The organism is Pseudomonas sp. FW507-12TSA (assembly GCF_058781435.1).
Map to the genome: position 1 here is coordinate 1 of NZ_JBYSWT010000024.1, position 22,942 is coordinate 22,942.

Sequence of the window (22,942 nt, forward strand, 5' to 3'; positions counted from 1 at the left end):
GTCCCCTTCGTCTAGTGGCCTAGGACACCGCCCTTTCACGGCGGTAACAGGGGTTCGAGTCCCCTAGGGGACGCCAGGTTTGCCCGCTGTGCGGGATTTCAAGGGTCATTCGATTATTGAATGACCCTTTTGTTTTTCTGGCGCCCGGCAATTTTTCTCTCTTCTTTTCCCAGCTTGCTCCTCTGACCGACGGTCACGCTCGCGACTTGCGGAAAATTATTATGGGAATAATATTTTTTCGTGATATTCGGAGGCAACGATGAACGATAAAAAAGCTCAGACCCGGGAGCGCATTCTCCAGGCCGCCAGTTCCGCGTTGATCCAGCGTGGTCCGGCCGAGCCGAGCGTGGGTGAGGTGATGGGGGCGGCCGGACTCACGGTCGGTGGTTTCTACGCGCACTTCGAGAGCAAGGACGCGCTGATGCTGGAGGCTTTCACCCAGTTGCTCGCGCACCGGCGTGGCCTGCTCGATGAAATGGACAGCAACCTGAGCGGTGTGGAGCGCCGGGCGTTGACCGCCGCCTTCTACCTGTCGCGCAAGCATCGCGACTCCACCGAGCTGGCCTGCCCGATCCCCGCCTCGGTAGGGGAGTTGGGACGTCTGCCGGAGAGCTTCCGCAAGGCCCTGAACGAACACATGGAGTTGATGGTGGCGCAACTGGCCGAAACTCCCGAGGACACGGACAAGGCCCTGGCGGACATGGCCTTGATGATCGGTGGCCTGTCCTTGGCGCGCGCCCTGGGACCGGGGGAGTTGTCCGATCGCCTGCTGCGCGCTGCCAAGTCCGCCGTGCTCTGACCCGGAACCGTGGCGAGTCCTGTCGCCACATGGTCATTCACATCGCGAATGATCATCCAATCAAGGTTCGATACGCCCCGCGAGCCCCGGTTCGCCAAGCCCTCGAGATAGCAAAGCCTCGAGCCAGAGCGAGCCGGTCCCGGGAGGGATGCGCCAATCGGGCTGGCCATCCGTTACACTGCGTCGGTCAAAAAACTGACCGGGAGTCGGGCATGAGTTGGGATCTGGCAACGCCGTTCGTCATCGATCTGCAGGTGGCGGCCGAAGATATCGATGGCTTGGGGCACGCCAACAATGCGGTCTACGTTACCTGGCTGGAGCGTTGTGCCTGGCGTCATTCCCAACGCCTGGGGCTGGACCTGGCTGAATATCGCCGCCTGGACCGGGCCATGGCCGTGGTGCGGCATGAAATCGACTACCTGGCCGCCGCCTACGAGGGCGACGAGCTGCAATTGGCCACCTGGATCGTCGATTGGGACCAGCGCTTGAAGATGACCCGGCGTTTCCAGCTGGTGCGCCCGAGCGATGGCGCGACCCTGCTGCGGGCCCAGACCATCTTCGTCTGCATCGAGCTGTCCAGCGGCAAGCCCAAGCGCATGCCCGCCGAGTTCCTCGGCGGCTATGGGCCGGCCCTGCAATCCTGCTGAATCTTTAGTCGTTGCGTGGAATGCTGGCCCCGTTCGCCGGCAGTTGCTAACGGCAAGGTACTGCCAGCGTTTGAAACCCAGTAAACTGGCGCCCGTTTTTCGCCCGTTTTCGTCGAGTGTGTTTCATGCAAATTGCCCTGGCGCCCATGGAGGGGTTGGTCGACAACATCCTGCGCGATGTACTGACCCGTGTTGGCGGGATCGACTGGTGTGTCACCGAGTTCATCCGTGTCAACGACCGTCTGCTGACGCCTGCCTATTTCCACAAGCTTGCCCCCGAATTGCTGCAAGGTGCGCAGACTGCGGCCGGGGTGCCGCTGCGCGTGCAATTGCTCGGCTCCGATCCCGTGTGCCTGGCCGAGAACGCGGCGCTGGCCTGCGAGCTGGGGAGCGAAGTCATCGACCTGAACTTCGGTTGCCCGGCCAAGACCGTCAACAAGTCCCGTGGCGGCGCGGTGCTGCTCAAGGAGCCCGAGCTACTCAACCAGATCGTCGAGCATGTACGGCGTGCGGTTCCGGCGCATATCCCGGTCACGGCCAAGATGCGCCTGGGTTTCGATAGCCCGGATGGGTCCCTGGTATGCGCCACCGCGCTGGCCGAAGGTGGCGCCGAGCATATCGTGGTGCATGCGCGGACCAAGGTTGACGGCTACAAGCCTCCGGCTCATTGGGAGTGGATTCCTCGGGTCCAGGAAGTGGTCAAGGTGCCGGTGTTCGCCAACGGTGATATCTGGAGCGTCGAGGACTGGCGGCGCTGCCGGGAAATCAGCGGGGTCGAGGACATCATGCTGGGGCGTGGACTGGTTGCGCGTCCGGACCTGGCTCGGCAGATCGCCGCGGCTCGGGCTGGCGAAGAAGTGGTGCAGATGACCTGGACCGAGTTGCTACCGCTGATCCATGACTTCTGGGCCCAGGTGGTTACGCAATTGACCCCGCGCTCGGCTCCGGGTCGGTTGAAGCAGTGGTTGGCGATGTTGACTCGCAACTACCCCGAGGCGGTCGAGTTGTTCACCGCGTTGCGGCGCGAAACCGAGCTGGACCAGGTCGGCAGGTTGCTGGGCATGCCGTGCAGCGAGGCGGCCTGAAGAAATTTCCATGGCCGCTCTTGAAATGCTTCCGGCGGTCCTTATCTCTTGGGTACGCGATGCCGAATTCGGGTCGCGTCGATAACCACTCGCTGAATATCAGGAGATTTACCCATGAGCACTGCATTTTCCCTGGCCCCATTGTTCCGTTCCTCTGTCGGTTTCGATCGTTTCAACGACCTGTTCGAATCGGCACTGCGCAACGAACCGGGCAGCAGCTACCCACCCTACAACGTTGAAAAGCATGCCGATGACCAGTACCGCATCGTCATCGCCGCCGCCGGTTTCCAGGAACAAGACCTGGAGCTGCAGGTGGAAAAAGGCGTGTTGACCGTGAGTGGTGGCAAGCGCGATGCCAACGAAGGCGTCACCTACCTGCACCAGGGCATCGCCCAGCGGGCTTTCAAGCTGTCTTTCCGCCTGGCCGACCATATCGAGGTCAAGGCCGCGGCCCTGAACCACGGCCTGCTGAACATCGACCTGCTGCGGGTCGTGCCGGAAGAAGCCAAGCCCAAGCGCATCGCGATCAATGGCATGCAGCAAGCGGCCCTGCAACACTAAGACCGCAAGCAAAAAGGGCGCCCGAGTGGCGCCCTTTTTCGTGGCTGTCATTCCAGCAGTTTCTTGAATTCGCCTAGCGGCAGCGGTCGGCTGTGCAGGTAGCCCTGGTACAGGTGGCACTCCAGGCCCCGCAGGAACTCCAGCTGCTGCAGGGTCTCGACGCCTTCGGCGATCACCTTCAATTCCAGGCTGCGGGCCATGGCCACGATGGCCCGGATGATCTCCGCGTCGTTGGGGTCGTGGGTGGCATCGCGGACGAAGGACTGGTCGATCTTCAACGTGTCCACCGGCAGGCGCTTGAGATAGGTCAGGGATGAATAGCCCGTGCCGAAATCATCCATGGCGAAGCTGACGCCGAGCTTCTTCAGGCGGCGCATCTTGCTGATGGTGTCTTCCAGGTTCTGGATCACGATGCCTTCGGTGATCTCCAGCTTCAGCAGCGAGGAAGGCAGGGCATAGGCCGCCAGGCTGTGCTCGATCCGTTCGACGAAATCGTTCTGGCGGAACTGCCGGGGACTGATATTCACGCACAGGCTGAACTGGTGCGGGTCCACCAGGCCTCCTTCGATCAACTGGCTGAAAGCCAGGCAGGATTCATCGATGATCCAGGTGCCCACCTCGAGGATCAGCCCGCTGTCTTCGAGCACCTTGATGAACTCGGTCGGCGACTGCGCTCCCAGTTCCGGGTGCTGCCAGCGCACCAGCGCCTCGGCGCCGACGATGCGATTGTCGCGGGCGTCCACCTGGGGCTGGAAGTGCACGCTGAATTCGCCCCGGGACAGGGCCAGGCGCAGGTCGGTTTCCATGCGCAAGCGCTCGCTGGCGGCCTTCTGCATGGTGTTGTGGTACATCTGCGTGGTGTTGCGCCCCGAGTCCTTGGCGCGATATAGGGCGATATCGGCACGCTTGAGCAGGTCGGTGGGGGTCGAGCCGTGATCGGGAATCAGCGCCACGCCGATACTGGGCGTGACCTGCAGGCGCTGGCCGTCGAGGAACATCGGCTCCGACAGCAGTTCGCGCAAGGTGCCCGCCAGTTGCCGGACCTGTTCGCTGACGTCGTTGCGCGAGCCTTCCAGGCCGCTGAGCAGGACCACGAACTCGTCGCCGCCCAGGCGCGCCACCGTGTCCTCCATGCGTACGCTGGCTTCCAGCCGTGCGGTGATGATCTTCAGGACCGTGTCGCCCACCGGATGCCCCAGGGAATCGTTGATGTGCTTGAAGTGATCCAGATCGAGGAACAGCAGGGCGCCGCGCAGGTTGTGCCGCTTGAGCAGGGCGATCTGCTGGCTCAAGCGGTCCATCAACAGGGCGCGGTTGGGCAGGTTGGTCAGAGGGTCGTGGTAGGCCAGGTGGCGGATCTGCGCCTGGGCGTTCTTCAGCAAGCTGACGTCCCGGGCGGTCAGCAGCAGGCAAGGTGTCTCATTGAGGGTGATGGGCTCCACCGAAACCTCGAGGGTGAAGATTTCCCCGCGCTTGTTGCGCCCGAGCATCTCCATATGGTGCACCCGACCCTTGAGCTTGAGTTCGGCCAGCAAGGTGGCCAGCTGGGCCTCCTCGGCCCAGATCCCGACTTCGTACAAGGTATGGCCCATCACTTCGTCGGTGCGGTAGCCGGTCAGGCGGCAGAAGCCGTCGTTGACCTCCAGGTAGCGTCCGGTATCGCGCTCGGTGATGGTGATGGCGTCGGGGCTTGAGTGGAAGGCCTTGGCGAACTTCTCCTCGCTGGCCTTGAGCGCCGCTTCCGAGCGTTGTTGCTGGGTGATGTCGCGCAGAGTGGTGACGATGCACGGTTGTTTGTCGACGATGATCTGGCGGCTGGAGATGATGCAGGTCAAAGGCTGGCCATCCTTGTGGTTGACCACCACCGCGACATTGTTCAGCGCTTGTTCGCGGATTACCTGCTCGATTCGCCGCAAGCGCGGCGCGGGGTCTTCCCAGAGGCCGATCTGCTCGGCGCTGCGGTTGATCACGTCGTCCAGGGTCCAGCCGAAGGTCTGGGTGAAGCTGGAGTTGATCTCGATGAACTGGCCGGTTTCCAGCAGGGTGACGCAGATCGGATCCGGGCTGACCTGGAACAGGCTGGCGAATTTCTCCTCGGAGGTGATCAGGCGCTGCTCGCGCTCCACCTGTTCGGTGATGTCCAGCAGGGTTCCGGCCATGCGCAGCGGGTTGCCTTGCTCGTCGCGATACAGGCGGGCACGGCTCTCCAGGTAGCGCGAGCTGCCATCGGCCAGTTGCACGCGATAGGTCAGCTGGTAGTTGCCCGCCGGGCCTTCGCGCAGGCTGCGATAGGCGTCGCGCATGGAGTTGCGCTCCTCGGTGGGCACACCCTCGAAGAAGGCATCGAAGGACTCGTGAAACGGCGCTGGCTCCAGGCCATGCAACTGCGCAGCTCGGGCCGAGCCATAGAGCATGCCGCTGGGGATATGCCAGTCCCAGGTGCCCAGTTGCGCCGAGTCCAGGGCCAGGTCCAGGCGCTCCTGGCTATCCTTGAGGGCCTGTTCGGCGCGTTTGCGCTCGCTGGTATCGAGGAAGGTGCTGAGCAGGAAGGCCTTGCCCTCCAGTTCGACCTTCTGTGCGCTGAGGATGCCATCGTGGATCTGTCCGTTGCTGGCACGCAATTGCACTTCGAGGCTGGCGGCCTGGCCTTTCTTCTGTACGGCCTTGATCAGCTGGGCGCGCTGTTCGGGGTTGACCCACAAGCCGATTTCCAGGGTGGTGCGGCCGATCACATGCTCGGCGGGCCAGCCGAACTGGCTTTCGAAGTACTGGTTGGCTTCGCTGATCAGGCCGTCTTCGAGGCGGGTCAGCAGCACCATGTTGGGGCAGAGGTGGAAGAGGGTGGCAAAACGCTTTTCCGAGCTGCTCAGGGCTTCTTCGCGCTGGCGCTGGTGGGTGATTTCGCGGATCACCCCGATCATCCGGGGCTTGCCGTGCTTGTCAGGCAGCACGCTGCCGTTGATTTCCAGCCAGTGCAGGCTGCCATCGGGCCAGCGGATGCGATGGTGCATGGCTTGTTCCAGGGGCGCGCCGGCCAGCACCGAGTGGAAGGCGCGTACGGTTCGGGCCCGGTCCTCGATGGGCAGCAGGTCGAGATATTCGAGGTTTTCCGGCAGGGGTTGGCGCGGATCGAAGCCGAACAGCGCCTGGGTGCCCCGGGACCAGCTGATTTGCCCGCTTTCGATATCCCAATACCAGGCACCCAGCCTCGCGCCGTTGAGCGCGGCGAGCAGTTGTGGCGCACTTTCCCAGCTCTGTTCCGACTCCCTGGGGTCGACGGCGTGGATGCGCGGCATGGGCGGAATACGGTCAGCGGGTTTGGGCATGGTGATCAGGCCTTGTGCTGAGTAGTTCGTTTGGCGCGAGGGCTCATGGCGGGAGGCGACAGGGCACGGGCAAAACCCGGAATACTTATGCCGGGTTCCCTGGCCAATCGACCTGTGCGTCCAATAAGGCCATGAAAGCCCGCGCAGCATTCGACAGCGTCCGTTCGGTATGCAGGATATAGCCTAGCTGGCGGTGTAGTTGTATGCCCGGTAAAGGGATGCGCGCCACTTGTTCGTCGAGCATTGTGCGCGGCAGCACACTCCAGGCCAGGCCGATGGAGACCATCATCTTTATGGTTTCCAGATAGTTAGTGCTCATGGCGATGTTCGGCGTCAGGCCCTGGGCCTCGAACAATCGCTGCACGATGTGGTGGGTAAAGGTGTTGCCACCGGGAAAAACCGCCGGATGCAGGGCGATATCCGCCAGGCTGACCTGGCCGTTGCTGACCAGCGGGTGTTCCGGGGCGGCGACGAAGTCCAGTGGGTCGTCCCAGACCGCGGTGGCCTTGACCAGGCCGTGTGGCTCGGGAGCCAGGGTGATGACGGCCAGTTCGGCGCGGCCGTGGAGGATTTCCTCATAGGCCACCTCCGAATCGAGGAACTGGATGTCCAGGGCCACCTGTGGGTAGCGCCGGGTATAGGCTCGCAGCAGGGGCGGCAGGCGATGCAGGCCGATGTGATGGCTGGTGGCCAGTGTCAGGCGCCCGCTGACTTCGCCCGTGAGGTTGGTCAGGGCCCGGCGAGTGTCGTCCAGCACGTTGATGATCTGATAGGCCCGGGGCAACAGGGCCCGTCCAGCCTCTGTAAGACCGACTTCACGGCCCAGGCGATCGAACAGTCGCACATTGAGCTGCTGTTCCAGCGCCGCGATGCGCTTGCTGATGGCCGGTTGGGTCAGGTGCAGGCGCTCGCCCGCTCCAGAGAAGCTGCCAGTTTCGGCGATGGCGATGAAGGCATTGAGATTGGCCTGGTCCATCTTGCATTCCTATTGGTTATCCAAATTATGAAAAATATGAATTTGAGTTATTTAATCTAACGCCATAGCATCAGCCTCACAAGCCAAGTGGTTATTGATCGATGCTCGATCAGGGCCCGGGGCATAGAAACAAGCTGATGAGGAAAGGTCCGATGGCTGGCAAGACGCTCTACGACAAGCTCTGGGAAATGCACGAGGTGAAGCGCCGTGACGATGGTTCGTCGCTCATCTACATCGATCGTCACATTCTTCACGAGGTGACCTCGCCGCAGGCCTTCGAAGGCTTGCGCCTGGCTGCACGCCAGCCGTGGCGCATCGATGCCAACATCGCCACCCCGGACCACAACGTGCCGACTACCCAGGCCGAGCGCAAAGGTGGCCTCGACGCCATCGCCGACGAAGTGTCGCGCATCCAGGTCAAGACCCTGGATGAGAACTGCGACGACTTCGGCATCCTCGAATTCAAGATGAACGACATCCGCCAAGGGATCGTCCACGTGGTCGGTCCGGAGCAGGGGGCCACCTTGCCGGGCATGACCGTGGTCTGTGGCGACTCGCACACCTCGACCCACGGCGCCTTCGGCGCGTTGGCCCACGGTATTGGCACTTCCGAGGTGGAGCACGTGCTCGCCACCCAGTGCCTGGTGGCCAAGAAGATGAAGAACATGCAGGTGCGCGTCGAGGGCCGGTTGCCCTTCGGCGTGACCGCCAAGGACATCGTCCTCGCGGTGATCGGCAGGATCGGTACCGCGGGCGGCAACGGCCACGCCCTGGAGTTCGCCGGCAGCGCCATTCGCGATCTGTCCATGGAAGGCCGCATGACCATCTGCAACATGTCCATCGAGGCGGGCGCCCGCGTCGGCATGGTGGCCTGCGATGAAAAGACCATCGACTACGTGAAGGGGCGCCCGTTCTCGCCGCAAGGCAGCGACTGGGACAAGGCCGTGGAGGCTTGGAGCGACCTGGTATCCGATGCCGACGCGCATTTCGACACCGTCATCGAGCTGCGTGCCGAGGACATCAAGCCGCAGGTCAGTTGGGGTACTTCCCCGGAGATGGTGCTCGCGGTGGACCAGAACGTACCGGATCCGGCTGTCGAGGCCGATGCGGTCAAGCGCGACTCCATTGTCCGGGCGTTGAAGTACATGGGCTTGAACGCCAACCAGGCGATCACCGATATCCAGCTGGACCGCGTATTCATCGGCTCCTGCACCAACTCGCGCATCGAAGACTTGCGCGCCGCCGCGGCCGTGGCCAAGGGGCGCAAGGTTGCCTCCACCGTGAAGCAGGCGCTGGTGGTACCGGGTTCGGGCCTGGTGAAGGCCCAGGCCGAGCAGGAAGGCCTGGACAAGATCTTCCTCGAGGCCGGCTTCGAGTGGCGTGAGCCGGGCTGCTCCATGTGCCTGGCGATGAACCCGGACCGCCTGGAGAGTGGCGAGCATTGCGCGTCTACCTCCAACCGCAACTTCGAAGGCCGCCAGGGCGCCGGCGGACGTACCCACCTGGTGAGCCCGGCCATGGCCGCGGCTGCCGCGGTGACCGGTCGTTTCATCGATGTACGTGAATTGATGCAGGCCTGAGGAGACCAGAGATGAAAGCATTCACCCAGCACAAAGGCCTCGTCGCACCGCTCGACCGTGCCAACGTCGACACCGACCAGATCATTCCCAAGCAATTCCTCAAGTCGATCAAGCGTACCGGCTTCGGTCCGAACCTGTTCGATGAGTGGCGCTACCTCGATGTGGGCCAGCCCAACCAGGACAATTCCAAGCGTCCGGTGAACCAGGACTTCGTGCTCAACTTCCCGCGCTACCAGGGCGCCAGCGTGCTGCTGGCCCGTGAGAACTTCGGCTGCGGCTCTTCCCGCGAGCATGCGCCGTGGGCGCTGGACGAGTACGGTTTCCGCACCGTGATCGCGCCGAGCTTCGCCGACATCTTCTTCAACAACAGCTTCAAGAACGGCTTGTTGCCGATCATCCTCAAGGATGAAGAAGTCGACGAACTGTTCCAGCAGAGCGAAGCCACCGAGGGTTACCAGCTGACCGTCGATCTCGCCGCGCAGACCGTGACCCGCCCGGACGGCAAGCAGTACAGCTTCGAGGTGGACGCGTTCCGCAAGCACTGCCTGCTCAATGGCCTGGACGACATCGGCCTGACCCTGCAGGACGCCGACGCCATCCGCAGTTTCGAGGTCGGCTACAAGCAGCGTCAGCCCTGGTTGTTCCGCGACGCCTGAGTGCCCTTGGTCCGGCCCTTGCCGTTTGTTGCAGGGCCGGCCAGTGAGCGCCGTTCTCTACGCCCCAAGGAGCCAAGCATGACCAGCAATGCCCATACCCAGGTGGTACAGCAGCAATTCGGCGGACAAGCCGTGGCCTACCTCAACAGCGCGGTGCATGCCCAGGGTGCCGAATTCGCGTTGCTACAGGCCGAGGTAGCGGGCAAGAACGAGGCCCGGGTGCTGGATCTTGGGTGCGGTGCCGGGCATGTCAGTTTCCATGTCGCGCCGCTGGTCAGGGAGGTGGTGGCCTACGACCTTTCCCAGCAGATGCTGGACGTGGTGGCAGCGGCGGCCCGGGAGCGTAAGCTGGGTAACGTCCGTACGGTAGCCGGTGCAGCAGAGCGCTTGCCGTTCGCCGATGGCGAGTTCGACTTCGTCTTCAGTCGCTATTCGGCCCACCACTGGAGCGACCTGGGCCTGGCCCTGCGCGAGGTGCGCCGAGTCCTGAAGCCTGGCGGCGTGGCGGCGTTCATCGATGTCCTGTCACCGGGCAGTCCATTGCTGGATACCTACCTGCAGAGCGTCGAAGTGCTGCGCGACACCAGCCATGTCCGCGACTATTCGGCCGGGGAATGGCTGCACCAGATCAACGAGGCCGGTTTGCAGGCCCGCAGCAGCGCCCGGCAGCGCCTGCGCCTGGAATACGCCTCCTGGGTCGAGCGCATGCGCACCCCGGAGCCGCTGAGGGTGGCTATTCGCCAGTTGCAGCAGGCGATGGGCAATGAAGTGCGCGAATATTTTCAGATTGAGGCCGATGGTTCGTTCAGTACAGATGTACTGGTACTGTGGGCCGAACGATAGAATTTTTCCGGGTGCGCCCAAGGGCGTGCCGACAGAACGAACGAGGAATGCATGAGCAAGCAGATTCTGATTCTCCCTGGTGACGGTATTGGCCCGGAAATCATGGCCGAAGCGGTCAAGGTCCTGGAATTGGCCAATGACAAGTACGGCCTGGGTTTCGAGCTGAGCCACGATGTGATCGGCGGCGCGGCCATCGACAAGCATGGCGTGCCCCTGGCCGACGAGACCCTGGACCGGGCCCGTGCCGCCGATGCGGTGCTGCTGGGTGCGGTGGGCGGTCCGAAGTGGGACAAGATCGAGCGCGACATCCGTCCGGAGCGCGGGCTGTTGAAGATTCGCGCGCAACTGGGGCTGTTCGGCAACCTGCGGCCGGCGATCCTCTATCCGCAACTGGCCGATGCCTCGAGCCTGAAACCGGAAATCGTCTCCGGCCTGGACATCCTCATCGTCCGCGAACTGACCGGCGGTATCTACTTCGGTGCTCCTCGCGGCACCCGCGAGCTGGAGAACGGCGAGCGCCAGTCCTATGACACCTTGCCCTACAGCGAGAGCGAGATCCGCCGGATCGCCCGGGTCGGCTTCGACATGGCGCGGGTGCGCGGCAAGAAGCTCTGCTCGGTGGACAAGGCCAACGTCCTGGCTTCCAGCCAGCTGTGGCGTGAAGTGGTCGAGCAGGTGGCCAAGGACTATCCGGACGTCGAACTCAGCCACATGTACGTCGACAACGCGGCCATGCAGCTGGTGCGCGCGCCCAAGCAGTTCGACGTGATCGTCACCGACAACATGTTTGGCGATATCCTCTCCGACGAGGCCTCGATGCTCACCGGTTCCATCGGCATGCTGCCTTCGGCGTCCCTGGACGCCAACAACAAGGGCATGTACGAGCCTTGCCACGGTTCGGCACCGGATATCGCCGGGCAGGGCATCGCCAACCCGCTGGCGACCATCCTCTCGGTGTCGATGATGTTGCGCTACAGCTTCAACCTGACCGCAGCGGCGGACGCCATCGAGCAAGCCGTCAGCCGAGTGCTGGACCAGGGCTTGCGTACCGGTGACATCTGGTCGGCCGGTTGCACCCGGGTCGGTACGCAGGAAATGGGCGATGCAGTAGTCGCGGCGCTGCGGAATCTGTAATCTTTCGGGCCCACTGCACTGACAGTGGCCCACTTTTGTATAGGTGTAGTTGCGATGAAACGTGTAGGTCTGATCGGTTGGCGCGGTATGGTCGGTTCCGTGCTCATGCAGCGGATGCTTGAAGAGCAGGACTTCGATCTTATTGAACCGGTGTTTTTCACCACTTCCAATGTCGGTGGCCAGGGTCCGTCGGTAGGCAAGGATATTGCCCCGCTCAAGGACGCCTACAGCATTGAAGAGCTGAAAACCCTCGACGTGATCCTGACCTGCCAGGGTGGCGACTACACCAGCGAAGTCTTCCCCAAGCTGCGCGAAGCCGGCTGGCAGGGCTATTGGATCGACGCTGCTTCCAGCCTGCGCATGCAGGACGACGCAGTGATCATCCTCGATCCGGTGAACCGCAAGGTCATTGACCAGCAACTGGATGCCGGGACCAAGAACTACGTCGGCGGCAACTGCACCGTCAGCCTGATGCTGATGGGCCTGGGTGGCCTGTTCGAAGCCGGCCTGGTGGAGTGGATGAGCGCCATGACCTACCAGGCGGCCTCCGGCGCCGGCGCGCAGAACATGCGTGAGCTGATCAAGCAGATGGGCGCCACCCATGCTGCGGTCGCCGATGACCTGGCCAACCCGGCCAGCGCCATCCTCGATATCGACCGCAAGGTGGCCGAGGCCATGCGCAGCGATGCCTATCCAACCGAGAACTTCGGCGTACCGCTGGCCGGCAGCCTGATTCCGTGGATCGACAAGGAGCTGCCCAACGGCCAGAGCCGCGAAGAGTGGAAGGCCCAGGCCGAGACCAACAAGATCCTCGGTCGCTTCAAGAACCCGATTCCGGTGGACGGTATCTGCGTGCGTATCGGCGCCATGCGCTGCCACAGCCAGGCGCTGACCATCAAGCTCAACAAGGACGTGCCGATCGCCGATATCGAAGGGCTGATCAGCCAGCACAACCCCTGGGTCAAGCTGGTGCCGAACCAGCGTGAAATCAGCATGCAGGAGCTGAGCCCGACCAAGGTCACCGGCACCCTGAACATTCCGGTGGGCCGTCTGCGCAAGCTGAATATGGGCTCGCAGTTCCTCGGTGCCTTCACTGTGGGTGACCAACTGCTGTGGGGCGCGGCCGAGCCGCTGCGCCGCATGCTGCGGATCCTGCTGGAGCGCTGATTCTTCTGCATCGCCGCGAAAAACCCGCGTTCCCTCAAAGGGCGCGGGTTTTTTCATGGGCCGCAAGTTGTGGTCGCTCCGGCGAATTGCCTCGTCCCCGCGTGCCGGGTAAAGTGCCGCTCCCCCCGTTTTGCCTGAGGTAGCACCATGACTCCGTCCTTTGATATTGCCGTGATCGGTGCCACCGGTACCGTCGGCGAAACCCTGGTGCAGATTCTCGAAGAGCGTGATTTTCCGGTCGGCAACCTCTACTTGCTGGCCAGCAGCGAGTCGGCAGGACATTCGGTGCCGTTTCGCGGCAAGAACCTGCGTGTGCGCGAGGTCGACGAGTTTGACTTCGGCAAGGCCCAGCTGGCGTTCTTCGCCGCAGGTCCGGCCGTGACCCTGAGTTTTGCGCCGCGGGCGACGGCGGCCAATTGCGCGGTGATTGATCTTTCCGGGGCCTTGCCCTCGGCGCAGGCCCCCAGCGTGGTGCCCGAAGTCAATGCCAAGGTGCTGGCCGGCCTGGGTAAGTCGGTGCAACTGAGCAGTCCCAGTGCCTCGGCCACGGCGCTGGCGGTCGCGCTGGCGCCATTGCAGGATCTGCTGGACATCCAGCAGGTGGGCCTGAGCGCCAGCCTGGCGGTTTCCAGCCTGGGCCGCGAGGCGGTCAGCGAACTGGCCCGGCAGACCGCCGAACTGTTGAATGCGCGTCCCCTGGAACCGCGTTTCTTCGACCGGCAGATGGCCTTCAACCTGCTGGCCCAGGTCGGCACGCCGGATGCCCAGGGCCATACCCTGCTGGAAAAACGCCTGGTCAGGGAACTGCGCGAGGTGCTGGGGCTACCTTTGCTGAAGATTTCTGTCACATGCATTCAAGCGCCGGTGTTTTTTGGCGATAGCTATAGCGTGACTCTGCAGTCGGCTGCCGATATCGACCTTGCGGCGGTGAATGCCGCGCTGGAAGCGGCGCCTGGCCTGGAGCTGGTGGACGCTGGCGACTACCCGACGGCCGTCGGTGACGCCGTGGGCCAGGATGTGGTCTACGTTGGGCGAGTTCGCAGCGGGGTCGACGATCCGGCGGAGCTCAACCTGTGGCTGACTTCGGACAACGTCCGCAAAGGTGCGGCGTTGAACGCGGTGCAGCTGGCTGAATTGTTGATAAAAGACCTGCTGTAAAAGATACTTGGCAACAATTTGCAGAATGAATCTAGCTGGGCGCTATGCTTGGCAAGTTGCTGGAGGTGAGTGGCCGTCAGGTGCTCCCGGGGCATGCAGGAATTAATCGCGCGTCGTGGCCATCCTGGCCCCGCGCAATGCCTTATGGCAGCCGCTACAAAACCTTCTCGCTAGCCGAGGAAAGTTCAAACAAAGGATGAGGCTATGGTTCAAGTTCGCAAACTGGTGTTAGCAATAGCGGCCGCCTCGGCGCTGTCCTCCGGTATGGCGCAGGCGCTTGGGCTTGGGGAGCTGACCCTGAAGTCGAGTCTGAACCAGCCTCTGGTAGCAGAAATCGAATTGCTCGATGTAAAGGACCTCACTGCCGCCGAAGTGGTGCCAAGCCTGGCCCCGGCAGATGAGTTCGCCAAGGCCGGCGTCGATCGGCAGGCCTTTCTCAACGACCTGAGCTTTACCCCTGTTCTCAATCCCGGCGGCAAGAGTGTGCTGCGGGTAACGTCCAGCCGCCCGCTGTCCGAGCCGATGGTCAAGTTCCTGGTGCAGGTGATGTGGCCCAACGGTCGCCTGTTGCGCGACTACAGCGTCCTGCTGGACCCTTCCAAGTTCTCTCCCGAGGCCGCGCAAGCTGCCCAGGGCGCACCGGTTTCCGGTCCTGCGGTGAATGCTCCGGTCACCTCGGCCAGCAAGATCAGCAAGCCCGAGCAATACACCACCTCGGCCCGTGACACCCTCTGGGAGATCGCGGCCAGGAACCGTAATGGTGCGTCGATCCAGCAGACCATGCTGGCGATCCAGGCGCTGAACCCGGATGCCTTCATCGACGGCAATATCAACCGCTTGAAAACCGGCAAGGTGTTGCGCCTGCCGGATGTGGTCCAGAGCACCGCGTTGCCGCAGCCCAAGGCGATCGCCGAAGTGGCCGCGCAAAATGCTGCCTGGCGCCAGGGGCGGCGTGGCGGAGCCCGTGGCCAGCAACAAGTGGATGCGACCCGCCGTGCGGGTGCCGACAAGGCGCCCAAGCAGGCCAATACCCGGGACAACCTGAGCCTGGTCTCCGCCGAGAGTGGCAAGACCCGCGGCAAGGGCGCCGCAGGCGACAGCAAGGCGCTGAGCAACAAGCTGGCGGTCACCCAGGAAAGCCTGGATTCGACTCGGCGCGACAATGCCGAGTTGAAAGATCGCATGGCGGATCTGCAGAGCCAGCTGGACAAGCTGCAGCGCTTGATCGAGTTGAAGAACAACCAGTTGGCCAAGTTGCAGGCCGAGGGTGCGGCTCCGGCGGCGCCTGCAGCCCAGCCGGCGCCAGCCATGCCGGCGGAACTGGTGAGCAAGCCTGAGGCTCCGGCCCCGGTGGCTCCAGTGGCGCCAGCCAGCGAGGCCGCAGCTGCACCTGAGGCGCAGGCGGCCAAGGCCGACGAAGACAAGTACGGCGATCTGTTGACCAATCCGATCCTCTTGGGCCTTATCGCCGGAAGCGTGGTGGCGGCCCTGTTGCTGTTGCTGCTGTTGCTGGCGCGTCGCCGCAAGGCCCAGCAGGAGGCGGAGAAGCACCTGCGCATGGCCCGGGCATTGTCCGAGGAGAACAATTTTTCCGAAGAGATGGATCTGCCGGAAAGCAGCTTCGAAGGTCTTGAGGTGCCGCCGCCGAGCGTCAAGCTGGCTCCAGCTCCAGCTCCAGCTCCAGCTCCAGCTCCAGCTCCGGTGGCGGAGCCGATCGTGGTGCCAGCCGCGCCGCAGGAACGGGCGACCGATGTCCTGGGCCAGGCGCAGAACCATATCGACGGCGGCCGCCTGAACCAGGCAGCGGCGATTCTCGAAGAAGCGGTCAAGATGGAGCCGCAGCGCAGTGAGCTGCGCCTGAAGCTGATGGAAGTCTATGCCCGCCAGGGCGATCGCAGTGCCTTCGTCGCCGAAGAGCGCCAGCTGGTGGCCAATGGCGATAACCATGCGCAGGTCGAGCAGCTCAAGAGCCGTTATCCGGCCATGGTCGCAGTGGCGGCCGCTGCCGGCCTGGCTACCGCAGCCGCAGCGGCGGAACTGGATGCCGAGTACGTCAAGGAATTGCTCCAGGATGAGCCGCCGGCAGTTGAGCCAAAAGCCCCGATGGAAGGCCTGGATGAGGATTTCGACCTGAGCCTGGATGACCTGGAGGCCGCTTCGCCGGCAGCGGTGGTGGCACCGGAGCCCACGCCCGAGCCTGAAGTCGAGCTGGAGGATTTTCCGCTCGATGACGACCTGAGCTTCGGTTCGGTGCTCGAGCAGCAGATCGCACCCGAGGAGAACCTGGACGATCTGGGAGATTTCGATCTCGACCTGGGCACGGATCTGCCTGCGGCCACCCAGAGCGATGACGATTTCCTGCTGAGCCTGGAGGACGATCTCAAGGATCTTCCGGCTGGCGAAGTACCTACAGTGACCGAGTCGGCCCTGGATGACCTTGATCTGTCGGCGGACTTCGACTTGTCCCTGGCAGATGAGATGACCGCGGACGAACCCAAGGATGCCTTCAGTTCCGAGCTGGACGACGTCAATGCCGAGCTCGAGCGACTTGCCCAGACTCTCGATCAGCCGGAAGCGGGGAGCCCGACCTTCACTGCCGAGGATGCCGCGGCGGCACCTGAGGACACTGAGTTCGACTTCCTCGCCGGTAGCGATGAAGTGGCGACCAAGCTCGATCTGGCCCAGGCCTACATCGACATGGGCGACAACGACGGAGCCCGGGATATTCTGGGTGAAGTGCTGAGCGAAGGTAACGAAGGGCAGAAGAGCGAGGCGCAGGAAATGCTCGCACGGCTGGCTTGATTCGACCTGAAGCTTGAGTGCAACGGCAGCCCATGAGGCTGCCGTTTTTGTTGGTGCTGCGCGGGACTCAGGCCAGCAAGTCCTCGTAGAACGCGCCGAAAGGACGGGTAGGGTGGGCGATCTGGATTTCCAGGATCCACAGGCCGACCTGCGGGCAGGCGGCGAAATCCCCCAGGTCGCCGGCACGGTAGATGGCGTGGGGGAAGTCGCTGACGCGATGCCCCTTGATGTCCAGGTTCAGCAGCCAGCCCTTGGCATGGGCCTGTTCCTCGGCATATCGATACAGTTCGGGGCCGGCCACCCCGTGGGTTTTCCAGTGCTCGTACACCAGGTCGAACAGGCTTTTGGCGGCAGCGGCGCAGGCATGCATTTCGGCGTCGTCACCGACGACGAAGGTCGCTCCACAGTCGCCCTCATGGCGATCCCAGACCACTCCCAGGTCAATGAAGAACAGATCGTTTTCTCCCAGCCGCGGATCGCCCTCGGAGCGTTGCTTGAAGGTCTTGAGGGTATTGCTGCCAAAGCGGATCAGCAGCGGATGCCAGATCCGCTCCATACCCAGTTCCCGCAATACCTCGAGGCCCATTTCCCTGGCTGCGGACTCCAGCATGCCTGGCTCGATCCGGCGGGCCATCTCGGCCACGGCCTCCCAGGTCATGCGCTTGGCGTGGAGCATGCCTTCGAGGCTGTAGGCCAGGCCGACGGCCTCTTTGTTGACTGCGTTCATTCATCAGGTCCCGATCAGGTTTTTGTTATCAGTCGCTATATAGCTTGATATATAACGCTTGGTCGATGATCGCTGCAATCTGCAACTAAACCCCCGTGGCGCATGGCGTCCGCTTGCTCTGGCCTTATAATGGGCGCCTTTGCGCATATCAGCAGGCTGTAAGTTCTTGGCAAATATAGATAACGCGGCCGCCGAAATGGCGGCCGCTGGCTTTTCCCGGATCGCCCTGGGCGTCGAATACAAAGGCTCGCGCTATCACGGCTGGCAGCGCCAGTCGTCCGGCGTCCCCAGTGTCCAGGAGACCCTGGAGAAGGCCCTGTCCAGGGTCGCGGACTCCCCGATAACCCTGACTTGCGCCGGGCGTACCGATGCCGGGGTGCATGCCAGCGGCCAAGTGGTGCACTTCGACACCCAGGTCGTGCGTCCGATGAAGGCCTGGGTCATGGGGGCCAATATCAACTTGCCCCATGACATCAGCGTCAGCTGGGCCCGGGAGATGCCGGCGCATTTCCATGCACGTTTCAAGGCGATCGCCCGGCGCTATCGCTACGTCATCTACAACGACCAGATCCGCCCGGCCCACCTCAACGAAGAAATCACCTGGAATCATCGGCCACTGGACACCGAGCGGATGGCCGAGGCTGCTGCCTACCTGGTGGGCACTCACGACTTCAGTGCTTTCCGGGCCGGGCAATGCCAGGCGAAGTCGCCGGTCAAGGAGATCCATCACCTGCAGGTCATCCGCTGCGGCAAGATGATCGTCCTGGATATTCGCGCCAGCGCGTTCCTGCATCACATGGTGCGCAATATCGCTGGGGTATTGATGACCATTGGGGCCGGCGAACGCCCGGTGGAGTGGGCCAGGGAGGTCCTGGAAAGCCGGGTGCGCCGAGCTGGCGGCGTTACCGCCCATCCTTTCGGGCTGTATCTGGTACAGGTCGAATACCGGGATGAGTTCCAGTTGCCCGAGCGCTACATCGGGCCGCATTTCCTCACCGGATTCCCGGAATTTGGCGGCTGACGCCCGGAAAAGCATTTGCTACCATCCGGGACTTTCCGGATTTACCCCAGGGGTTCACACGATATGTCGGCCGTTCGCAGCAAGATTTGTGGGATTACCCGCATAGAAGACGCGCTGGCGGCGGTGGAGGCGGGGGCCGATGCCATTGGCCTGGTGTTCTACGCCAAGAGCCCGCGGGCGGTGAGTGTGCAGCAGGCGCGGGCAATCATCGCCGCCCTGCCGCCGTTCGTGACCACGGTCGGGTTGTTCGTCAATGCCAGCCGCTGCGAGCTGGGGGAAATCCTCGACGCCGTGCCGCTGGATCTCTTGCAGTTCCATGGCGATGAATCGGCTGCTGCCTGCGAGGGCTACCATCGCCCCTATATCAAGGCGCTACGGGTCAAGGCGGGTGATGACATCGCCGCGGCCTGCCAGGCCTATCCTGGGGCCAGCGGGATTCTCCTGGATACCTATGTCGAAGGCGTGCCCGGGGGAACCGGAGAGGCCTTCGACTGGTCCCTGGTTCCGCAGGGGCTGAGCAAGCCGATCATCCTCGCCGGTGGCCTGTCGGCCGATAACGTCGCCCTGGCCATTGCCCAGGTGCGTCCTTATGCGGTGGATGTCAGCGGCGGGGTGGAGCAGAGCAAGGGCATCAAGGATCCAGCGAGAATCCAGGCGTTTATGCAGGCTGTACGTCGCAGCAGTGAGTCGATGTGACGGCTGGCAGTCTGCCGCCGTCCATAAGACCACTGTACAAAACAGGCAGGCGCCGCCGTGAGGCGGAGTCGTAATCGAGTGGCAACCGCTCTATCGCGGGTTGTCGGGATGGCGCAGGAGGGGTTCGCTGCGGGCAGGTCGAGCCAAGTGCTGACCGCGGTAGCGAGCCGATCATCGCCGCATACATGAATTTGGCTCAAGGGCATGCGCGGGGTCGCGAACCACAGCGTTCGGGCCGCCGGTACTGGAGAAAGAAAGCATGAGCAACTGGTTAGTAGACAAACTGATCCCTTCGATCATGCGTTCCGAGGTGAAGAAGAGCTCGGTGCCCGAAGGTCTTTGGCACAAGTGCCCGTCCTGCGAGGCCGTGCTCTATCGTCCGGAGCTGGAAAAGACCCTGGATGTTTGCCCCAAGTGCAACCACCACATGCGGATCGGCGCACGTGCCCGCATCGATATCTTCCTTGATGCTGAAGGCCGCGCCGAACTGGGTGCCGACCTGGAGCCAGTGGACCGCCTGAAATTCCGCGACGGCAAGAAGTACAAGGACCGCCTGAGCGCAGCCCAGAAGCAGACCGGCGAGAAAGACGCGCTGGTTTCCATGAGCGGTACGCTGCTGGGTATGCCAGTGGTGGTTTCGGCTTTCGAATTCTCCTTCATGGGCGGTTCCATGGGGGCCATCGTCGGCGAGCGTTTCGTGCGTGCGGCCAACTACGCCCTGGAAAACCGCTGCCCGATGGTCTGCTTCTCCGCCTCCGGTGGTGCGCGGATGCAGGAGGCGTTGATCTCCCTGATGCAGATGGCCAAGACCTCCGCGGTGCTGGCGCGCTTGCGTGAAGAAGGCCTGCCGTTCATCTCCGTGCTGACCGACCCGGTCTACGGCGGCGTATCCGCCAGCTTGGCGATGCTGGGTGATGTAATCGTCGGTGAGCCCAAGGCGCTGGTAGGTTTCGCCGGCCCTCGAGTGATCGAGCAGACTGTGCGCGAGAAGCTGCCTGAAGGCTTCCAGCGCAGCGAGTTCCTGCTGGAGCACGGTGCGATCGACATGATCATTTCCCGTCAGGAACTGCGTCCACGCCTGGGCAACCTGCTGGCCCAGCTGATGGGGCTGCCGACGCCGGAGTTCGTGGCTGCACCGGTCGAGCCGATCGTGGTTCCCCCGGCTCCTGCAAGCCTATGACCCAACGTACCCTGGGCGAGTGGCTCGCCTACCTCGAGCAGTTGCATCCTTCGGCCATCGACATGGGGCTGGAGCGCTCGCAGCAGGTTGTGTCCCGGATGGGGCTGGGCAAGCCGGCGCCCCGGGTGATAACCGTTACCGGTACCAACGGCAAGGGTTCCACCTGTGCCTTCATCGCTTCCCTGCTGCGGGCCCAGGGCCTGCAGGTCGGGGTCTACAGTTCGCCGCACCTGTTGCGCTACAACGAGCGGGTGCAGGTCAATGGCATCGAGGCCACGGACCAGCAGCTGTGCGAGGCCTTCGCTGCGGTGGAGGCCGGGCGTGGCGATGTCTCCCTGACCTATTTCGAAATGGGCACCCTGGCGGCGTTCTGGCTGTTCCAGCGCGCAGCCCTGGATGCCGTGGTGCTTGAGGTGGGCCTGGGAGGGCGCCTGGATGCGGTCAACCTGGTGGATGCCGATATCGCCCTGGTGACCAGCATCGGTGTCGATCATGTGGAGTATCTCGGGGACTCCCGCGAGTCTGTGGCCTTTGAAAAGGCCGGGATCTTCCGTCCTGGCGCCCCGGCGTTGTGCGGCGACCTCGAGCCGCCGCAGCCTTTGCTGGACAAGGCGCGAGAGCTGGGTTGTGCGTTTTTCCTCCGTGGCCGGGATTTCGATCTGGGAATCACCGATACCCATTGGCAATGGCGTGGCCTGGATAACCAGGGCAATCCGGTGCAATTGCGTGACCTGCCGCTACTCGACCTGCCCATGGAAAACGCGGCACTGGCGCTGCAGGCCTATCTGCTGACCGGGTTGCCCTGGCAGCCTGAGCGGCTCGCCAGCGCGTTGCAGCAGACCCGGGTGACCGGGCGCCTGGATCGTCGCCGGATCAACTGGCAGGGCAAATCCCTCAACCTGTTTCTGGATGTCGGGCACAATCCCCATGCGGCGCAGTACCTGGCCGAGCGCCTGGCGCGCCGGCCGGTGGCTGGCCGGCGCCTGGCGGTGTTCGGACTGTTGGCCGACAAGGACCTGGCGGGCGTGGTGGCCTGCCTGCAGGCGTCGATCCAGCACTGGGCCGTAGCTCCACTGGACTCGCCCCGGGCGCGTCCGGCCGAGGAGCTGCAGGCGGCGCTGGAGAACCTTGGCGCTCCCGTGGCGTCTTATGCCAGCGTGGCGGCGGCGCTGGAGGCGCAATGCGCGCAGGCCACCGCCGATGACGAAATACTGCTGTTCGGGTCTTTTTATTGTGTTGCCGAGGCCCTTGAGTGGCTTGCCCGGCGCGCCACGGAGGAAGCTGCACATGGCTATGCTGGATAACGTCTACAAGCAGCGGATGGTCGGGGCGTTGGTGCTGGTGGCACTGGCAGTGATCTTCTTGCCGATGCTGTTCTCGCGAGAAGACGAGCAGCGCCACGTGGTGGTCGAGGCGCCTGCTGCGCCGCAGCCATCGGCGTTGCCCCAGGTCCAGGTCGAGCCGGTGGTGGTCCCGGAGCCGCAGCCATTGCCGCAAGGTTCCGTGCCTGCCGATGATCCGGTGGTGCAGCAGGCGGCCCCTGCGGCGCCGATCGCCCCCAGTGTGCCCGCGACTCCGGCTCCGGTAGTGGTCAACAAGCCGGCCCCGACGCCCAAGCCGGCGCCCGTGCCGGCGCCAGCGCAGCCGGTGGTGAGCGCCAAGCCCGATACCAGCCAGAGCCGTGTCGATGCCAATGGCTTGTCCGTCAGCTGGTCGGTGCAACTGGCCAGCCTGTCGAGCCGGGAAAGCGCGGAAAACCTGCAAAAGACCCTGCGTAGCCAAGGCTATAACGCTTATATCCGTTCGGCCGAAGGCAAGAACCGGGTGTTCGTCGGGCCGCTGATCGAGCGTGCCGAAGCGGATCGCCTGCGTGATCTGTTGGGTCGCCAGCAGAACCTCAAGGGCTTCGTGGTGCGCTTCCAGCCAGAGCGCGGTTGATTTGTACGGCACAGTGAATCGCAGCTTACCGACAGCCAAGCGCTCTGTTAAAATGCGCCGCCTTATCCGTCTGTAGGCTGCACTGTGCCATTTACCCTGGTTGACTGGGCGATCGTTGCAATAATCGCCATTTCCGCTTTGATCAGCTTGAGCCGTGGTTTCGTCAAAGAAGCCTTGTCGTTGCTTACCTGGATCATCGCAGGAGTCGTCGCCTGGATGTTCGGTGGCTCACTGTCCGAGTACCTCGGCGCTTATATCGAAACTCCTTCGGCTCGCGTGATCGCGGGCTGCGCAATCATGTTTGTCGCCACCTTGCTGGTGGGCGCAATGGTCAACTATCTCATCGGCGAATTGATTCGCGTCACCGGCCTGTCCGGCACCGATCGATTCCTCGGCATGGCCTTCGGCGCGGCGCGTGGCGCGTTGCTGGTGGTCGTGGCGGTCGGGCTCCTGAGCCTGGGGCCGGTTCAGCAGGATTCCTGGTGGCAGCAGTCGCGACTGGTGCCACAATTTCTATTGGTTGCAGATTGGTCCAAGAACCTCATATTGGGGTGGAGCAGTCAGTGGCTGGCCAGCGGTATCAGCGTACCCGCTGAAATACCGTTCAAGGAGCACCTCTTACCGGCCCAGGCGCCTCAGTAAGATG

Annotated in this window: 20 protein-coding genes and 1 tRNA gene; 18 read left to right on the forward strand and 3 right to left on the reverse strand. The window is 63.2% G+C overall.

Features of this window, described 5'->3' with window-relative positions; genetic code table 11:
- From AC3WK8_RS21290 to AC3WK8_RS21310, 5 genes are all read left to right on the forward strand, one after another.
- Nucleotides 1-76: transfer RNA gene (locus tag AC3WK8_RS21290), tRNA-Glu, on the forward strand.
- Nucleotides 77-259: 183 nt separating this feature from the next.
- On the forward strand, nucleotides 260-799 hold the full coding sequence (locus AC3WK8_RS21295) for a TetR/AcrR family transcriptional regulator (RefSeq protein WP_022643430.1): 540 nt from the start codon (nucleotides 260-262) through the stop codon (nucleotides 797-799).
- A gap of 212 nt (nucleotides 800-1,011) precedes the next feature.
- Entirely contained in the window at nucleotides 1,012-1,446 is a 435-nt protein-coding gene (locus AC3WK8_RS21300; protein WP_103325789.1) for an acyl-CoA thioesterase, read from the forward strand.
- Between the two features lie 125 nt (nucleotides 1,447-1,571).
- A complete protein-coding gene (locus AC3WK8_RS21305; protein ID WP_103325790.1) occupies nucleotides 1,572-2,531 on the forward strand; it encodes a tRNA dihydrouridine synthase in 960 nt (319 codons plus the stop codon).
- A gap of 114 nt (nucleotides 2,532-2,645) precedes the next feature.
- Nucleotides 2,646-3,092, forward strand: a complete 447-nt coding sequence (locus AC3WK8_RS21310) for an Hsp20 family protein (protein ID WP_103325791.1) — start codon at nucleotides 2,646-2,648, stop codon at nucleotides 3,090-3,092.
- A 47-nt stretch (nucleotides 3,093-3,139) separates the two neighbouring features.
- Here the strand turns inward: AC3WK8_RS21310 and AC3WK8_RS21315 are convergent, their stop codons facing one another.
- Both AC3WK8_RS21315 and AC3WK8_RS21320 read right to left on the reverse strand, forming a co-directional pair.
- Entirely contained in the window at nucleotides 3,140-6,418 is a 3,279-nt protein-coding gene (locus AC3WK8_RS21315) for an EAL domain-containing protein (RefSeq protein WP_103325792.1), read from the reverse strand.
- Nucleotides 6,419-6,503: 85 nt separating this feature from the next.
- Nucleotides 6,504-7,394 carry a LysR family transcriptional regulator gene (locus tag AC3WK8_RS21320; protein ID WP_085599503.1) on the reverse strand — a complete coding sequence of 297 codons (891 nt, stop codon included), beginning with the start codon at nucleotides 7,392-7,394 and terminating at the stop codon, nucleotides 6,504-6,506.
- A 152-nt stretch (nucleotides 7,395-7,546) separates the two neighbouring features.
- Here AC3WK8_RS21320 and leuC point away from each other — a divergent pair, with 152 nt between their 5' ends.
- The 7 genes from leuC (at nucleotide 7,547) to AC3WK8_RS21355 (ending at nucleotide 16,734) form a co-directional block, all read left to right on the forward strand.
- A complete protein-coding gene (gene leuC / locus AC3WK8_RS21325) occupies nucleotides 7,547-8,974 on the forward strand; it encodes a 3-isopropylmalate dehydratase large subunit (protein ID WP_085599501.1) in 1,428 nt (475 codons plus the stop codon).
- Between the two features lie 11 nt (nucleotides 8,975-8,985).
- A complete protein-coding gene (gene leuD / locus AC3WK8_RS21330; protein ID WP_103325793.1) occupies nucleotides 8,986-9,630 on the forward strand; it encodes a 3-isopropylmalate dehydratase small subunit in 645 nt (214 codons plus the stop codon).
- A gap of 78 nt (nucleotides 9,631-9,708) precedes the next feature.
- Nucleotides 9,709-10,473, forward strand: coding sequence for a class I SAM-dependent methyltransferase (locus AC3WK8_RS21335; RefSeq protein ID WP_103325794.1), 765 nt, complete (start codon nucleotides 9,709-9,711; stop codon nucleotides 10,471-10,473).
- Nucleotides 10,474-10,524: 51 nt separating this feature from the next.
- Nucleotides 10,525-11,607, forward strand: a complete 1,083-nt coding sequence (leuB, locus tag AC3WK8_RS21340; protein ID WP_053138888.1) for a 3-isopropylmalate dehydrogenase — start codon at nucleotides 10,525-10,527, stop codon at nucleotides 11,605-11,607.
- A gap of 54 nt (nucleotides 11,608-11,661) precedes the next feature.
- Nucleotides 11,662-12,774, forward strand: a complete 1,113-nt coding sequence (asd, locus tag AC3WK8_RS21345) for an aspartate-semialdehyde dehydrogenase (RefSeq protein ID WP_053138885.1) — start codon at nucleotides 11,662-11,664, stop codon at nucleotides 12,772-12,774.
- A 147-nt stretch (nucleotides 12,775-12,921) separates the two neighbouring features.
- Nucleotides 12,922-13,932, forward strand: a complete 1,011-nt coding sequence (locus AC3WK8_RS21350; protein WP_103325795.1) for an aspartate-semialdehyde dehydrogenase — start codon at nucleotides 12,922-12,924, stop codon at nucleotides 13,930-13,932.
- 204 nt (nucleotides 13,933-14,136) lie between these two features.
- Nucleotides 14,137-16,734 (forward strand): FimV/HubP family polar landmark protein, encoded by a 2,598-nt coding sequence (locus AC3WK8_RS21355; protein WP_103325796.1) that lies wholly within the window; start codon nucleotides 14,137-14,139, stop codon nucleotides 16,732-16,734.
- Nucleotides 16,735-16,801: 67 nt separating this feature from the next.
- Here the strand turns inward: AC3WK8_RS21355 and AC3WK8_RS21360 are convergent, their stop codons facing one another.
- Entirely contained in the window at nucleotides 16,802-17,461 is a 660-nt protein-coding gene (locus AC3WK8_RS21360) for a M24 family metallopeptidase (RefSeq protein ID WP_103325797.1), read from the reverse strand.
- Nucleotides 17,462-17,657: 196 nt separating this feature from the next.
- On the opposite strand from AC3WK8_RS21360, the gene truA reads away from it, so the two are divergent.
- The 6 genes from truA (at nucleotide 17,658) to AC3WK8_RS21390 (ending at nucleotide 22,938) form a co-directional block, all read left to right on the forward strand.
- Nucleotides 17,658-18,482 carry a tRNA pseudouridine(38-40) synthase TruA gene (gene truA / locus AC3WK8_RS21365; RefSeq protein ID WP_022643444.1) on the forward strand — a complete coding sequence of 275 codons (825 nt, stop codon included), beginning with the start codon at nucleotides 17,658-17,660 and terminating at the stop codon, nucleotides 18,480-18,482.
- 63 nt (nucleotides 18,483-18,545) lie between these two features.
- Entirely contained in the window at nucleotides 18,546-19,178 is a 633-nt protein-coding gene (locus AC3WK8_RS21370) for a phosphoribosylanthranilate isomerase (protein ID WP_022643445.1), read from the forward strand.
- 259 nt (nucleotides 19,179-19,437) lie between these two features.
- Nucleotides 19,438-20,358 carry an acetyl-CoA carboxylase, carboxyltransferase subunit beta gene (accD, locus tag AC3WK8_RS21375; protein WP_085599487.1) on the forward strand — a complete coding sequence of 307 codons (921 nt, stop codon included), beginning with the start codon at nucleotides 19,438-19,440 and terminating at the stop codon, nucleotides 20,356-20,358.
- Nucleotides 20,355-21,662, forward strand: a complete 1,308-nt coding sequence (folC, locus tag AC3WK8_RS21380; RefSeq protein ID WP_207245099.1) for a bifunctional tetrahydrofolate synthase/dihydrofolate synthase — start codon at nucleotides 20,355-20,357, stop codon at nucleotides 21,660-21,662. Before accD ends, folC begins: the two co-directional genes overlap by 4 nt.
- On the forward strand, nucleotides 21,646-22,296 hold the full coding sequence (locus AC3WK8_RS21385; protein ID WP_031321372.1) for an SPOR domain-containing protein: 651 nt from the start codon (nucleotides 21,646-21,648) through the stop codon (nucleotides 22,294-22,296). The genes folC and AC3WK8_RS21385 overlap by 17 nt, the downstream gene beginning before the upstream one ends.
- Before the next feature lie 84 nt (nucleotides 22,297-22,380).
- Nucleotides 22,381-22,938, forward strand: a complete 558-nt coding sequence (locus tag AC3WK8_RS21390) for a CvpA family protein (RefSeq protein ID WP_022643449.1) — start codon at nucleotides 22,381-22,383, stop codon at nucleotides 22,936-22,938.
- The last annotated feature ends 4 nt before the right edge of the window (nucleotides 22,939-22,942 follow it).